The following is a 13,890-nucleotide window of genomic DNA, read 5'->3' as shown; positions in this document are numbered from 1 at the left end:
TGGCGCCGACGCCGGGAGCCAAGCTGGCCAGCCTGGCCAACCCGCCAGCGCCAGCGCCTTGCCCGGCCAGGCCACGCCATCGACACCGGCCGCCGAGCAGCGCCGCGCCGCGCACGCCAATGCGGCGGCGCATGCGTACCAGATCACGGCCGAGGTCTCGCACGAAGGCCACCATATCGCCCAGGCCCAGCGCGCGGCGATCATCGCCAGCTGGAATGCGGCCGACCAGCCCGCCGCCCCGCAGCAGCCCGACGTTGGCCCGCCGGTCCACCCGGCCAGCGAAGGCGTGGTGCGCCAGCAGCTGGAGCTGCTCGCCACGCAGCAGTTCCGCTGGACCGTGGAAGCCTGGCCCGGCATGCCCGTAGATTGGGAAGTCACGCGCGAGCAGCAAGGTGAGCACTCGCCCACATCGGCCGATGCCGCGACCTGGAGCACCCGGCTGCGCCTGAACCTGCCCCGGCTCGGGCATGTCGATGCCGTGCTGACCCTCGGCGCGCACGGGCTGGAAGCCCGGCTGGTGGCCGACGACCGCGCCACCGCTGGCCGTCTGGCCGAAGCAGGCGCTGACTTCCGCGGCCAGCTGGAAGCCCACGGCATCTCCCTGCTGAACCTCAACGTCAGCGCGGCCACCGAGGTGGAAGCGCGCCTGGACGCCATGCCGGCAGCCCAGCCATGAGCGCGAACGATCCGCACCGCGACGCCGCCGTCGCGCTTTCCTACCAATCCGCCGACAAGGCGCCGCGCGTGGTGGCCAAGGGCTACGGCCTGTCCGCCGAAGCCATCATCGCCCGCGCCCGCGAGGCCGGCGTCTACGTGCACGGCTCCCCGGCGCTGGTCAACCTGCTGATGCAGGTAGACCTCGACAGCCAGATCCCGCCGCAACTCTATGTGGCCGTGGCCGAGCTGCTGGTCTGGTTGCACCGGATGGAACAGCCGGACGCCGTGCCGGCCCTTCCAGCCCTCACCTGACCCGGCCCGCCCCGTCCCACAGGCGCCGAGAACGGCACCCACGCTGAAATAGCGCCAATTTCGGCCCGTGTTCCGGCCGATGACGCGGAACGTCCCTTGTTACTGTGCACGCATCGATCAGCCCGTCTGCCGTCCGGGCTGGCACCGCGCCTTTGCAAAGCACAACGCCATGACCAAGAACGTTTCGATGGGTCCCGCGCAGCGGACCATCCAGCAGGCCTGGAATGCCTACCACGCCAACAAGTACGCGGACGCGCTGAAGCTCGCCCGCGCTGCCAAGCGCATTGCCGGCACGCTCCCCGAACCGTACTACCTCGAATCGCTGTGCCTGTCCGGCCTGCACCATAGCGAGGAAGCCAAGCGGCTGGCGGAAGCCGGCATGAAACGCTTCCCGAACCATCCGGGCTTCCTGGGCCTGGTCGGCGCACTCGAGGTGGCCCTGGAAAACTACACCGCCGGCATTCCGCTGCTCCAGCGCAGCCTGGAACTCCAGCCCGGCTCGGCCCATCTGTGGCAGGTGCTCGGCACGGCCATGTTCTATACCGGCGACTATTTCGAAGCCCGCCTGGCCGGCGAGAAAGCCGCCAGCCTGCTGCCGAACGACCCGGTGGCGGTGGGCAACTACGCCTCCGCGCTGCGCGAATCGGGCAGCACCATCGAAGCCATTCCCGTGTTCCGCCGCGCCTGCGCGCTGGACCCGCTGCAGCGCGTGAACCGCTCCAACCTGCTGTTCTCGCTGCTCTACGACGAAACCATCGGCGCCGAGGAACTGCGCCGCGAGGCCACCGACTGGGCCCGCACGCTGGCGCGCACGCCCGTGGAAGCCCCGGCGCTGCGCGCCAGCGAAGGCGAGCGGATCCGCATCGGCATCCTGTCGAACGACTTGCGCCGCCATGCCTGCGCCTACTTCCTGATTCCGCTGATCGCCAATCTGGACCGCACCCGCTTCGAGGTGCACCTGTTCTCGCTGTCGAACGTCAACGACAACATCACCAAGAAGATCCGCGTCTACGCGGAGGGCTTCCACGACCTCTACAAGATGTCCGAGGCCGAGGTGGTCAAGGCCGTGCGCGCGCAGCGCTGCGACGTCATGGTCGACCTGGGCGGCTACACGGGCGCCTCGCCCCTGACCTACATGGTGCATCGCCTGGCCCCGAAGCAGCTGACGTGGCTGGGCTACCCCGGCACCACCGGCATGGAGCAGATCGAGTACCGCGTGACCGACTGGACCGCCGATCCGGAGGGCTTCGACCACAACTACACGGAGAAGCTGCTCCGGGCGCCCGTGTTCAGCGCCTACCACCCGATCGTCACCAACCCGCTGAAGATCTACGACCCGCGCTTCCGCGTGCAGCCGACCCCGGCGCTGAACAACGGCTACATCACGTTCGGCTCCTGCAACACCATCGCCAAGCTGGGTCCCAAGACCATGCGGCTGTGGAGCGCCGTGCTGGCGCGCTGCCCGAACGCCCGCATGCTCGTGGAAGCCACCGGCTGCGACCGCGACAACGTGCGCGAGATGCTCTACGAACGCATGGAAGCCCATGGCATCGACACCAGCCGCGTGGAGCTGATCAACCGTGACGGCGCGGCGCAGTACGTGACCTACCACCGCATCGACATCGCCCTGGACACCGCGCCCGTCACCGGCGGCACCACCACCTGCGACGCCATCTGGATGGGCGTGCCCGTGGTCACCTTCTCCGGCGACACCTTCCACCAGCGCGTGTCGGCCCCGTTCCTGCACGCCGCCGGCCTGGACGACCTGATCTGCGACACCGAGGAGCGCTACGTCGACGTGGCCTGCGCGCTGGCGGCCGACGTGCAGCAGCTCAACGAGATCCGCATGTCGATCCGTCCGCGTGCGGAGCAAAGCGAGATGTTCGACGCGCAGCGCTTCGCCAGCTGGTTCGAGGACCAGCTGACCGAGATCTGCAGCGAGACCAAGCCGATTCCCGCCCGCACCGAGCCGCGCCGCTCCGGCCTGTTCTTCGCCGGCGCGTGGTATCCCGCCGAGGACCTGGTGATGTCGGTGGCCGCTCACATCCACCTGAAGGAATGGGTGCCGCTGCTCAACGTGCTCGAGAACCTGACCTCCACCTGGTACCGCAACTGGGTGGTGGCCTACGGCCTGGCCGAATTCAAGTACCACAACGGCGAGGCTGACGCGGCCATCGACCTGCTGGTGGAAGCCATCGGCATGCGCCCGTACGCGCTGCCGCTGTACCGCAAGCTGGCGCTCTGGCTCGACGAACTCGAACTGGACAAGTCCGCCCTCGCCCAACTGCTGGACGAGCAGTTCGGCCTGGCGCTGGACGTGCTGGAAGCCTCGCCGCCGCCTACCGTGTTCGAGGTGATCGGCATCGAGGTGGCCACGCAGGGCGCACCCGAAGCCGCCGCCGAGGAGGTGGCAGCATGAAGGCCGTCATCCTGGCCGGGGGCCTGGGCACCCGCATCTCCGAGGAATCGCACCTGCGGCCGAAGCCGATGATCGAGATCGGCGGCAAGCCCATCCTCTGGCACATCATGAAGATGTACTCGGCGCACGGCGTGAACGAGTTCGTGATCTGCCTGGGCTACAAGGGCTACGTCATCAAGGAGTACTTCGCCAACTACTTCCTGCACATGTCCGACGTCACGTTCGACATGCGCGAGAACCGCATGGCCGTGCACCACCGCAAGGCCGAGCCGTGGAGCGTGACGCTGGTGGATACCGGCGAGGACTCGATGACCGGCGGCCGCCTGCGCCGCGTGCGTGAATACCTGACGCCGGGCGAGCCGTTCTGCTTCACCTATGGCGACGGCGTGTCCGACATCGACATTACCGCCGAGATCGCCTTCCACCGCGAGCACGGCCGCCGCGCCACTGTGGCTGCCGTGCAGCCGCCGGGCCGCTACGGTGCGCTCGAACGCGACAACGACAAGGTGTGCGGCTTCACCGAGAAGCCGCGCGGCGATGGCGCCTGGATCAACGGCGGGTTCTTCATCCTGCAGCCGGAAGTCATCGACCTGGTGCCGGACGACGCCACGAGCTGGGAAGAAGCCCCCATGCGCCAGCTCGCCCGCTCCGGCCAGATGGCCGCGTACGAACATACCGGCTTCTGGCAGCCGATGGACACGCTGCGCGAGAAGAACCTGCTGGAAGACCTCTGGCAATCCGGCAAGGCGCCCTGGAAGACCTGGTAATGGTGTCGACTGCCTCCCCGTCGGCGGCGCTCTCCGCGTTCGCAGGCCGGCGCGTCTTCGTCACCGGACACACCGGCTTCAAGGGCGCCTGGCTGGCGCTGCTGCTCGCGCGGCTGGACGCGCGCGTCAGCGGCTATGCGCTGGCCCCCAACACCACGCCGAGCCTGTTCGACGCCGCGCGCGTGGCGCCGGCGCTCGCGCAGCATACGGTGGGCGATGTCCGCGACGCCGCCGCGCTCACGCGCGCGCTGCACGCGGCGAAACCGGAGATCGTGCTGCACCTGGCGGCCCAGCCGCTGGTGCGCGCGAGCTACCGCGACCCGGCCGAGACGTGGTCCACCAACGTCATGGGCACGGTCAACCTGCTCGACGCCGTGCGCACCTGCCCGTCCGTGCGCGCGGTCATCGTGGTCACCACCGACAAGTGCTACGACAACAAGGAATGGCTGTGGGGCTATCGCGAGACCGATCCGCTCGGTGGCCATGACCCCTATAGCGCGAGCAAGGCCGGCACGGAACTCGTGGCCGCCAGCTATCGGAAGTCGTTCCTGGCCGAGCGTGGCGTGCTGCTGGCCACCGCCCGCGCCGGCAACGTGATCGGCGGCGGCGACTGGTCGGAGGACCGCCTGATTCCCGATGCCGCCCGCGCTGCCGCCCGTGGCGCCGTCCTTGAGATCCGCAGCCCGCAGGCTACACGGCCGTGGCAGCACGTGCTGGAAGCGCTGCACGGCTACCTGCTGCTGGGCGCCCGGCTGCTGGCCGGCGACGCCGCGCTGGCCACCGCCTTCAACTTCGGCCCGGAAGCGCGCGACAACCTGCCAGTCGCGCGCGTGCTGGGCGGCTTGCAGCCACACTGGCCGGAACTCCAGTGGGCGCATTGCCCGCCGCCGGGCGCCGCGCCGCACGAGGCCCGCAACCTGTACCTCGATTCCTCCCAGGCGCACACGCTGCTGGGCTGGCAATCGCGCTGGACACTGGACGAGGCGCTGGCCGCCACCGCGCGCTGGTATCGCACGGTCCAGCACGAGCCGGGCCAGGCCCGCGCCATCACCGAACAACAGATCGAGCAATTCTGCGCATGACCACTGCTGCCACCGCTCCTACCCCCTGCTGCCGCGCCTGCGGCGCGCCGCTGACGCAAACCGTCGTGGACCTCGGCCTGTCGCCGGTCTCCAATGCCTTCATCCGGCCGGAGCACATCGCACAGGGCGAGATGTTCTACCCGCTGCACGCCATGGTGTGCCACAAGTGCTGGCTCGTGCAGCTGCGCGACGCCACGCCGGCGGAAACCCATTTCCACGACGATTACGTCTACTTCTCGTCGTTCTCCACCTCGTGGCTCGAACACGCCCGCCGTTACGTGACGGCGATGACCGAGCGCTTCGACCTGACCCCGGCGAGCAGCGTGATGGAGATCGCCAGCAACGACGGCTACCTGCTCCAGTATTTCCACCAGAACGGCGTGCCATGCCTGGGCATCGAGCCCTCCGCCAATACCGGCGAGGCGGCCCGCGCCAAGGGCATCGACAGCCGCGAGCTGTTCTTCGGCGAGCGCACCGCACGCGCCCTGCGCGTGGAAGGCTGGCAGGTGGACCTGCTGCTCGGCAACAACGTGCTGGCCCACGTGCCTGACATCAACGACTTCGTGGGCGGCATGCCGATCGTGCTGAAGCCCGAAGGCGTGATCACGCTGGAGTTCCCGCACCTGCTGCGCCTGCTGGAGCAGAACCAGTTCGACACGCTGTACCACGAGCACTACTCCTACCTGTCGCTGACGGCGCTGGTGCCGATCCTCGCCCGCGCCGGGCTGCGCGTGTTCGATATCGAGCACCTGCCCACGCACGGCGGCAGCCTGCGCCTGTTTGCCTGCCACCAGGCCTCGCGCCGCGCCACCACGCCGGCCGTGCAGGCCTGCCTGGATGAGGAAGTCGCCGGCGGCCTGACCTCGCCGGACCGCTACGCCCGCTTTGCCGAGCGCGTGCGCCAGGCCAAGCGCGACCTGCTGGCCTTCCTGATCGAGGCGCGCCGCGCCGGCAAGCGCGTGGCCGCCTACGGCGCCGCCGCCAAGGGCAACACGCTGCTGAACTACTGCGGCATCGACGCCGACCTGATCGAATACGTGGTGGACCGCAACCCGGCCAAGCAGAACAAGCTGCTGCCCGGCACGCGCATTCCGGTGCGCTCGCCCGATTCCATCTACGCCAGCCGGCCCGACTACCTGGTGATCCTGCCGTGGAACATCAAGGACGAGGTGGTCGAGCAGATGGCCGGCATCCGCGCCTGGGGCGGCCGCTTCGTGGTGCCCATTCCCGATACCGTGGTCCTGCCGTGATCTTCACCCCGACCCGCATCGCCGGCGCCTGGCTGGTGGACCCCGAACCGCTGCCCGACGCGCGAGGCTTCTTCGCGCGCACGGTCTGCGTGGCGGCGTTCGCCGAGCATGGCCTCGATGCGCACTTCGTGCAGCAGAGCGTCTCGCGCAACACGCGCGCCGGCATCCTGCGCGGCATGCACTTCCAGACCGGGGCGCATGCCGAGGACAAGCTCGTGCGCGTGACCACCGGCGCGGTGTACGACGTGATCCTCGATTTGCGCCGCGCGTCCGCCACCTACCTGCAATGGCAGGCAGTGGAATTGTCGGCGGACAACCAGCGCGCGATCTACATCCCGAAGGGCGTCGCACACGGGTTCCAGACCCGCACGGCGCTCTCCGAGGTGTTCTACCAGATGACGGTGCCGTTCGCGCCCGGCAGCAGTGCCGGCGTACGCTGGGACGACCCCGCCATCGGCATTGACTGGCCAGACTGCGCGGACCGCATGGTCTCCGCGAAGGACCTGGCGCTTCCCCTGCTCGCCGGGCTTGGCGAGCATTGACAACCCCTTTTATTCGAACCTGACAATCCAAGCGGAGCCACCCATGACGACTGAACATCTGCAAAAGCTGTCCGACGCCCTGCGCACGGTGGGCGGCAGCGCCGCCGCCCGCGACAAGGTCATCGCCCTGTGCAAGAGCATCGAGCAAGACCTGGACGCCTACGAAGGCAGCGTGCGTGACGACATTACCGGCCCGATCGTCGATGCCATGTACAACGAGCAGTCGCGCCTGCGCAAGACGCTGGCCGACGGCACGGTGTTCGAATTCCTGTACCGCACCAAGATCGCGCGCGACTTCCTGATGAGCACGCCGCCGCAACCGGACCACGTGTGGGAGCCGCAGACCACCAAGCTGCTGCTGAAGCTGTGCGAGCGCGGCGGCCATGCCGTGGTGGGCGGCGCCTACTTCGGCGACCAGGTGATCCTGATGGCGCGCCGCCTGGCCCAGGCCGGCGGCACCTGCCACGCGTTCGAGCCGAATGCCGACCAGCTCGGCATGCTGCGCAACAACGCCACGCTGAACGGCGTGGAGAACATCCGCAGCTGGCGCCTGGGCCTGTGGTCGGACAGCACCACGCAACTGCGCCTGGTGGGCCACGACTCGTTCGCCCACGCCGAGCACAGCGACGGCCCCGCCGGAGACGACAGCTTCTCGACCATCACCATCGACGAATACTGCGCCCAGCAGAACGTGGACAAGCTCGGCCTGATCATGCTCGATATCGAAGGCGCCGAACTGAACGTGTTCAAGGGCGCGGCGAAGCAGCTGGCCCGCCCGGCCGGCGAAGCCCCGAACCTCGTGTTCGAGGTGCACCGCCACTACGTGGACTGGAGCGCCGGCCTGCAGAACGCCGAGATCATCCGCATGCTCACCGGCTTTGGCTACCACGTCTACGCCGTGCGCGACTTCAACTCGAACGTGAACATGGAAGGCCGCCCCGTGGAGCTGGTGCCGGTGGACCAGGTCTACCTGGACGGCCCGGCGCACGGCTTCAACATGGTGGCCGTCAAGGACCCGGCGCTGCTGGCGGGCAAGGATTTCGCGGTGGTGCCGGGCGTGAGCCCCAAGCTGCTGTGGCACCGTGACCCGGCGCTCCACCATCCCGTCAACTGATCGACCCCGAGGAAAGTGATGCGCTGTACGGTGATTGGCGGGGCCGGCTTTGTCGGCCGCCGCCTGGCGGACACGCTGCGGCGTGCCGGCCATGAGGTCTGGGTGCCCGCGCGCGGCGACCGCGCGCTCTTCACCCGGGACCTGGGCCATGTGTATTACTGCGCCGGCCTGACCGCCGACTTCGCGGCGCGCCCGTTCGACACCGTCACGGCGCACGTCTCGCTGCTGGCCGATGTGCTGCGCGCAAACCGCTTCGCGCATCTGGTCTACCTGTCCTCCACGCGGCTGTACGACACCTCGCAGCTGCCCGTGGGCGACGAGGCCGCCGCGCTGACGCTGCAGCCGGCCAGCCCGCGCGCGCTGTACGACCTGTCGAAGGGGCTGGGCGAGAACCTCTGCCTGACCGTGGCCGCCGGCCGCGCCGCCGTGGCGCGGCTCTCGTGCGTGTTCGACTGGTCGGCCGATTCGCCGGGCTTCCTGTCCGAATGGCTGATCCGCGCGGCCACCGAGCGCGCGTTCACGCTCGACAGCGACGCCGGCTTCGTGCGCGACTACATCCACCTGGACGACGTGGTCGGCGCGCTGACCGCGATGTCCACGGGCGGCGCCAGCGGCATCTTCAACGTGGCCAGCGGCGCCAATGTGTCCAACGGCGAGCTGGCCGAGGTCTTCAACCGGCTCGGCTGGGATATCGCGCTGACCCGCGCCTCGCCTGTGCAACGGGCCGCCGTGTGCAGCACCGAGGCGCTGCGCAGCCTCGGCGTGGCGCCGCGCGACGTACGCGACGTGATGGCCAGCCATCTGGAAGGGATCAAGCCATGGAACTGATCGGCCATACCCGCGAGTCGCTGGCTGCCTACACCTGCGCCCAGGTGGCCAACCTGGTGCCGGATGGCCGCCACGCGGCGCTGCTGCCCGTGGTGTCCCGCCACATGGACGAGGCACTGGCCCGCGTGGGTCGTTGCATCGACGCCGTGCGCATGTGGCGCCCCGGCCAGTTCAACTACCTGCACTCGTCGCAGTACTGCCAGTACCTGTACTACCTGTCGAACACGATCTGGCGCAACGAGCGCAACGGCGAGGCCTGCACCAAGCTGTTCCTGCTCAACAAGGCGCTCAACGCGATCGACCTGTTCTACGAGATCGAGATGCCCGAGGTGTTCTTCATCGGCCACTCCGTCGGCATCGTCCTGGCCAAGGCCACCTACGGCAACTACCTGGTCCTGTACCAGAACTCCACCGTGGGCAAGAACCACGGCGTGGCGCCGGTCATCGGCGACGGCGTGGTCATGTACCCCAACACCGCCATCATCGGCCGCAGCCACGTCCGCAACGGCTCGGTGATCTCGCAGGGCGTCAGCGTACTCAACCGCGAAACCCCGGGCGACTGCCTGGTCTACGCCGGCGAAGCCGGCGACCTGATCTGCAAGCCCGCCTACGAACGGGCGGCGGCGGAGTATTTCAGGGTGTGAGGGGATAACAGACGGGATAACAGACGACGAAAGACGACAAAAAGGCCATGTCGCGGGAGCGCGACATGGCCTTTTTGTCGTTCCCAACCCACGCGCCAACAGCTACGCGGGCCGGAAAGCCGTCGTCAAACCGGCATATTCATCATTTCCTGGTACGCCGCCGCCAGGCGGTTACGCACCTGAACGGCCGTCTGGAACGACACGTTGGCTTTCTGCATGTCGATCATCACGTCGTTCAGGGCCACGCCGGGCTTGCCCATTTCGAAGGCTTCGGCCTGGCCGTAGGCGCGGTCCTGCACGGCGTTCAGGCGTTGCATGGAGCGTTGCAGCTCGCCCGCGAAGCCTTCGGTGGAGGCCGCCGGGGCCTGGTTGGTGCTGCCGCCGCCAGCCACCTGCGCCAGGCCGCGCAGTTGCTGGAGCATGCCTTCAATCGAGGAGATCGTCATGACGCGTCCGGTTCTGTGAGAGGGTTTCCCGAACCACGCGCCTGATACATCACACGCAGTCCGTTTTCAGTGCTCGCACTGTACCCACCCGCGCCACCAGCCCAAAGGATGAATTCGGCGGGAAAACCTCGCCTATTCAGCCAATTGTCCATCAGCCTTCTGGCCGATCATCGCTACCGTGCCGGATCTGGCGGATCCAAGCGTATCGACGCACCGCCCCGGCCTGTTATCAACCAGCGGGGAGTGCGCGTGTTTTTTCAGCAGCGTAATGTGAGCCAAGCCGAAATGATTAACGGCAGCCAAGGCGAAAGTGGCAAGGGCAGGACTAACCCTGCCGCGCCGGAGTCGCGCGCATGAACGCGGCGGCTACCCTGCCGAACGGCGCGGCACTGGTCGACAAGCTCAAGGCCAATCCGCGCCTGCCCCTGATGCTCGGCGGGGCGGCACTGGTCGCGGCCATCGCCGTGGGCGTGATGTGGTCACGCACGCCGGACTACAAGGTGCTGTACAGCAACCTGTCCGAGCGCGACGGCGGCGCCGTGGTGGCCTCCCTCCAGCAGATGAACGTGCCGTACAAGTTCGCCGAAGGCGGCGGCGCGCTGATGGTGCCGGCGGACAAGGTGCACGAAATGCGCCTCAAGCTCGCCAGCCAGGGCCTGCCGAAGAACGGCAACGCCGGCATGGAGCTGATGGATAACCAGAAGTTCGGCATCAGCCAGTTTGCCGAGCAGGTCAACTACCAGCGCGGCCTGGAAGGCGAACTCGCCCGCTCGATCGAGTCGATCGGCGCCGTACAGTCGGCCCGCGTGCACCTGGCCATCCCCAAGCCCACCCTGTTCGTGCGCGAGCGCCAGAAGCCCACCGCGTCGATCGTGCTGCAGCTCTACCCGGGCCGCGCCGTCGATGAAGGCCAGGTCGCCGCCATCAGCCACCTGGTCTCGTCCAGCGTGCCCGAACTCACGCCGAAGTCGATCTCCATCGTCGACCAGCACGGCAACCTGCTCTCCGGCACCAATGACCGCTCGCTGGACGCCAGCCAGCTCAAGTTCGTGCAGCAGGTGGAACAGAACTACGTGAAGCGCGTGGAAGCCATCCTCGCGCCGATCCTCGGCAAGGACAACGTCCACGCCCAGGTCACCGCCGACGTGGACTTCTCGTCCGTCGAGCACACCGACGAAAGCTACAAGCCGAACCAGGACCCGACCAAGGCGGTCATCCGCAGCCAGCAGACCAGCGAGTCGAGCACGCAGGGCGCCTCCCCCGTGGGCGGCGTGCCGGGCGCGCTGTCGAACCAGCCGCCGGCCGCCGCCGTGGCGCCGGTGACCACGCCGCAGCCGCCGCGCCAGCCGGGCCAGCCCAATCCGCCGGCCCAGGCCAACGCGAACCAGACCACGCAGACCGCCGAGAAGACCGGCCCGAGCACCAGCCGCCGCGACGCCACCACCAACTACGAGGTGGACCGCGTGGTGCGTCACGTGCAGCAGGCTCCGGGCGGCGTGAAGCGCCTGTCGGTGGCCGTGGTCGTGAACTACCGCCAGAAGCTCGACGCCAAGGGCAAGCCGGTGACCGAGGCGCTCTCCGCCAAGGAACTGGCCCAGATTGAGAACCTGACCAAGGAAGCGATGGGCTACTCGGCTGACCGCGGCGACTCGCTGAACGTGGTCAACAGCCCGTTCACCGACAACGCGGAGAAGGAACCCGAGCTGCCGCTGTGGAAGCAACCGCAGATGATCGACCTGGCCAAGACCGGCGTCGGCTACCTGCTGCTGGCCATCCTGGCGATGTTCCTGTGGTTCAAGGTGGCGCGTCCGGTGCTGCGCAAGTACACCGCCCCGCCGCTGCCCGCGCCCTCCGAGACGACGGACGCCACCGAGGCTGTGCTCCTGCCGCCGGAAGAGACGCAGAATCCGGAAGTCCTGCGCCTGGCCGCGAAGTACGAAAGCGATCTCGCCCTGGTGCGCGACGCCGCGCAACGCGACCCGCGCCTGGTCGCCAGCGTAATCAAGAATTGGATGGCCCATGACGAACGCCAGTAAGGGAATGCCCGAAAAGGGCCTGCAGAAGAGCGCCATCCTGATGATGGCGATTGGCGAGGACGCTGCCGCCGAGGTGTTCAAGCACCTGTCGCCCCGTGAAGTGCAGGGGCTGGGCTCGGCGATGGCCAGCCTGTCGTCGGTAACGCGCGAGGAAATGGCCGAGGTGCTGGCCGAGTTCCGCGGCGAGACCGAGCAGTACCTGGCACTGAACGTGGACTCCAGCTCGTTCATCAAGAGCGTGCTGAACAAGGCGCTGGGCGAGGAACGCGCGCTGTCCGTGATCGAGGACATCCTGGAATCGCGCGATCCGGGCGGCGGCATCGACTCCCTGAACTGGATGGACGCCACCTCGGTGGCCGAACTGATCAAGGACGAGCACCCGCAGATCATCGCCACCATCCTGATCCACCTGGACCGCCAGAAGTCGTCCGAAGTGCTGGGCTTCTTCACGGACCGCCTGCGCAACGACGTGATCCTGCGTATTGCCACCTTCGGCGGCGTACAGCCGGGCGCGCTGCAGGAGCTGACCGACGTGCTGACCAAGCTGCTGGCCGGCCAGAGCCTGAAGCGCAGCCGCATGGGCGGCGTGCGCACGGCGGCCGAGATCATCAACCTGATGAGCACGGCCCACGAGGAAGCGGTCATCGACGGCGTGCGCACGCACGACAGCGACCTGGCCCAGAAGATCATCGACGAGATGTTCCTGTTCGAGAACCTGCTGGAAGTGGACGATCGCGGCATCCAGCGCGTGCTCAAGGAAGTGGCGACCGAATCGCTCATCGTGGCGCTCAAGGGTGCCCAGCAGGAACTGCGCGACAAGTTCATCCGCAACATGTCCACCCGTGCGGGCGAGATGCTGCGCGAAGACCTGGAAGCGCTGGGACCGGTACGTGTGTCGCAGGTGGAGGCCGAGCAGAAGGCCATCCTGCAGGTGGTGAGACGCCTGGCGGAATCGGGCGAAATCCAGATTGGCGGAGGAGACGATGCCTACGTTTGAGCGCGGCTTTGCCGCCAGCCGCGGGCCCGCCCGCGGCGACACCGGCACCAGCATCGGCAGTGGCAGTGGCGCCGGTGCCAGCGACCCGTTCGACAATTTCAGCGCGTTCGAGCCGCCCAGCCCGGTGCGCGCCCGCTCACGCGGAGACGCCTGGCAGCGCTGGCAGATGGTGTCGCTGGACCCGCGCGACGCATTGAAGAAGGCGCTCGAGTCCGTCCAGCTGCCCGCCGAGCCGCCGCCCCCGCCGTCCATCGACTTCGAAGCCCTGCATGCGATGCGCGAAGGCGCCCGCAAGGAAGGCTATGCCCAGGGCTACACCCAGGGCCAGACCCAGGGTTATGGCGACGGCCACCGCGAAGGCTATGCACGCGGCCTGGAATCGGCCCGCACTGAAGCCGCCCGGCTGCAGGAACTGGCTGGCAACTTCCGCGACGCGCTGGGCCGCGTGGATACCGAGATTGCCGATGCACTGGTCGGCCTGGCCCTCGATGTGGCGCGCCAGCTGGTCCGCAAGACCATGGAGACCGATCCCGCCGCGCTGCTGCCCGCCGCGCGCGAACTGCTGGCGGCCGAGCCGCCGCTCTCCGGCTCGCCCTGCCTGCTGCTGAACCCCGAGGACGTGACGCTGGTGGAAACCCATCTGGCCGGCGAACTGGAAGCCGCCGGCTGGACCGTGCGCGCCGACGCCACCGTGGCGCGCGGCGGCTGCATCGCCAGCGCCGCGTGCGGCGAGCTGGACGCCAGCCTGGCCACCCGCTGGAGCCGTGTGATCAAGGCCCTGGGCCGCAACGACCCG

General features: G+C 68.3%; 14 protein-coding genes. 13 read left to right on the top strand and 1 reads right to left on the bottom strand.

Annotated elements, in window-relative coordinates; all coding sequences use genetic code 11:
* From fliK to KHO18_RS26550, 10 genes are all read left to right on the top strand, one after another.
* On the top strand, positions 1-676 hold a 676-nt coding region (fliK, locus tag KHO18_RS26595), incomplete at its 5' end, for a flagellar hook-length control protein FliK (RefSeq protein WP_211944183.1).
* A complete protein-coding gene (locus KHO18_RS26590; protein ID WP_144202933.1) occupies positions 673-969 on the top strand; it encodes an EscU/YscU/HrcU family type III secretion system export apparatus switch protein in 297 nt (98 codons plus the stop codon). The genes fliK and KHO18_RS26590, both read left to right, overlap by 4 nt.
* A 169-nt stretch (positions 970-1,138) precedes the next feature.
* Positions 1,139-3,388 carry an O-linked N-acetylglucosamine transferase, SPINDLY family protein gene (locus KHO18_RS26585; protein WP_186296984.1) on the top strand — a complete coding sequence of 750 codons (2,250 nt, stop codon included), beginning with the start codon at positions 1,139-1,141 and terminating at the stop codon, positions 3,386-3,388.
* On the top strand, positions 3,385-4,155 hold the full coding sequence (rfbF, locus tag KHO18_RS26580) for a glucose-1-phosphate cytidylyltransferase (protein ID WP_144202939.1): 771 nt from the start codon (positions 3,385-3,387) through the stop codon (positions 4,153-4,155). Before KHO18_RS26585 ends, rfbF begins: the two co-directional genes overlap by 4 nt.
* The gene (gene rfbG / locus KHO18_RS26575; protein WP_144202942.1) at positions 4,155-5,237 is read left to right on the top strand and encodes a CDP-glucose 4,6-dehydratase; all 1,083 of its coding nucleotides are present in this window, start codon (positions 4,155-4,157) and stop codon (positions 5,235-5,237) included. The genes rfbF and rfbG overlap by 1 nt, the downstream gene beginning before the upstream one ends.
* Entirely contained in the window at positions 5,234-6,487 is a 1,254-nt protein-coding gene (locus tag KHO18_RS26570; RefSeq protein ID WP_144202945.1) for a class I SAM-dependent methyltransferase, read from the top strand. The genes rfbG and KHO18_RS26570 overlap by 4 nt, the downstream gene beginning before the upstream one ends.
* Complete coding sequence (rfbC, locus tag KHO18_RS26565; protein WP_211944182.1) at positions 6,484-7,029, top strand: dTDP-4-dehydrorhamnose 3,5-epimerase; 546 nt, start codon at positions 6,484-6,486, stop codon at positions 7,027-7,029. The genes KHO18_RS26570 and rfbC overlap by 4 nt, the downstream gene beginning before the upstream one ends.
* Before the next feature lie 43 nt (positions 7,030-7,072).
* The gene (locus KHO18_RS26560) at positions 7,073-8,143 is read left to right on the top strand and encodes an FkbM family methyltransferase (protein ID WP_211944181.1); all 1,071 of its coding nucleotides are present in this window, start codon (positions 7,073-7,075) and stop codon (positions 8,141-8,143) included.
* Between the two features lie 18 nt (positions 8,144-8,161).
* Positions 8,162-8,971, top strand: coding sequence for an NAD-dependent epimerase/dehydratase family protein (locus tag KHO18_RS26555; RefSeq protein WP_144202954.1), 810 nt, complete (start codon positions 8,162-8,164; stop codon positions 8,969-8,971).
* Positions 8,962-9,615 carry an LbetaH domain-containing protein gene (locus KHO18_RS26550; RefSeq protein ID WP_187645218.1) on the top strand — a complete coding sequence of 218 codons (654 nt, stop codon included), beginning with the start codon at positions 8,962-8,964 and terminating at the stop codon, positions 9,613-9,615. Before KHO18_RS26555 ends, KHO18_RS26550 begins: the two co-directional genes overlap by 10 nt.
* Positions 9,616-9,740: 125 nt before the next feature.
* Here the strand turns inward: KHO18_RS26550 and fliE are convergent, their stop codons facing one another.
* Positions 9,741-10,061 carry a flagellar hook-basal body complex protein FliE gene (gene fliE, locus KHO18_RS26545; protein ID WP_092295476.1) on the bottom strand — a complete coding sequence of 107 codons (321 nt, stop codon included), beginning with the start codon at positions 10,059-10,061 and terminating at the stop codon, positions 9,741-9,743.
* A 353-nt stretch (positions 10,062-10,414) separates the two neighbouring features.
* On the opposite strand from fliE, the gene fliF reads away from it, so the two are divergent.
* The 3 genes from fliF to fliH all read left to right on the top strand — a co-directional run.
* The gene (gene fliF, locus KHO18_RS26540; RefSeq protein ID WP_144202957.1) at positions 10,415-12,097 is read left to right on the top strand and encodes a flagellar basal-body MS-ring/collar protein FliF; all 1,683 of its coding nucleotides are present in this window, start codon (positions 10,415-10,417) and stop codon (positions 12,095-12,097) included.
* Entirely contained in the window at positions 12,081-13,094 is a 1,014-nt protein-coding gene (gene fliG / locus KHO18_RS26535; protein ID WP_144202960.1) for a flagellar motor switch protein FliG, read from the top strand. Before fliF ends, fliG begins: the two co-directional genes overlap by 17 nt.
* A partial coding sequence (gene fliH, locus KHO18_RS26530) for a flagellar assembly protein FliH (protein WP_211944180.1) occupies positions 13,081-13,890 on the top strand: 810 nt, incomplete at its 3' end. The genes fliG and fliH, both read left to right, overlap by 14 nt.

Origin of the sequence: Cupriavidus campinensis (assembly GCF_905397395.1) — a bacterium.
Classification (GTDB): Bacteria; Pseudomonadota; Gammaproteobacteria; order Burkholderiales; family Burkholderiaceae; genus Cupriavidus; species Cupriavidus campinensis.
The sequence above is the reverse complement of the archived record's forward strand: the minus strand, read 5'-3'. Positions and strand labels throughout refer to the sequence as shown.

Bases quoted from the DNA above. Each gene is read 5' to 3' on its own strand.
- KHO18_RS26590 (WP_144202933.1), top strand. From the start codon at position 673: ATGAGCGCGAACGATCCGCACCGCGACGCCGCCGTCGCGCTTTCCTAC.
- KHO18_RS26585 (WP_186296984.1), top strand. From the start codon at position 1,139: ATGACCAAGAACGTTTCGATGGGTCCCGCGCAGCGGACCATCCAGCAG.
- rfbF (WP_144202939.1), top strand. From the start codon at position 3,385: ATGAAGGCCGTCATCCTGGCCGGGGGCCTGGGCACCCGCATCTCCGAG.
- rfbG (WP_144202942.1), top strand. From the start codon at position 4,155: ATGGTGTCGACTGCCTCCCCGTCGGCGGCGCTCTCCGCGTTCGCAGGC.
- KHO18_RS26570 (WP_144202945.1), top strand. From the start codon at position 5,234: ATGACCACTGCTGCCACCGCTCCTACCCCCTGCTGCCGCGCCTGCGGC.
- KHO18_RS26560 (WP_211944181.1), top strand. From the start codon at position 7,073: ATGACGACTGAACATCTGCAAAAGCTGTCCGACGCCCTGCGCACGGTG.
- KHO18_RS26555 (WP_144202954.1), top strand. From the start codon at position 8,162: ATGCGCTGTACGGTGATTGGCGGGGCCGGCTTTGTCGGCCGCCGCCTG.
- KHO18_RS26550 (WP_187645218.1), top strand. From the start codon at position 8,962: ATGGAACTGATCGGCCATACCCGCGAGTCGCTGGCTGCCTACACCTGC.
- fliE (WP_092295476.1), bottom strand. From the start codon at position 10,061: ATGACGATCTCCTCGATTGAAGGCATGCTCCAGCAACTGCGCGGCCTG.
- fliF (WP_144202957.1), top strand. From the start codon at position 10,415: ATGAACGCGGCGGCTACCCTGCCGAACGGCGCGGCACTGGTCGACAAG.
- fliG (WP_144202960.1), top strand. From the start codon at position 12,081: ATGACGAACGCCAGTAAGGGAATGCCCGAAAAGGGCCTGCAGAAGAGC.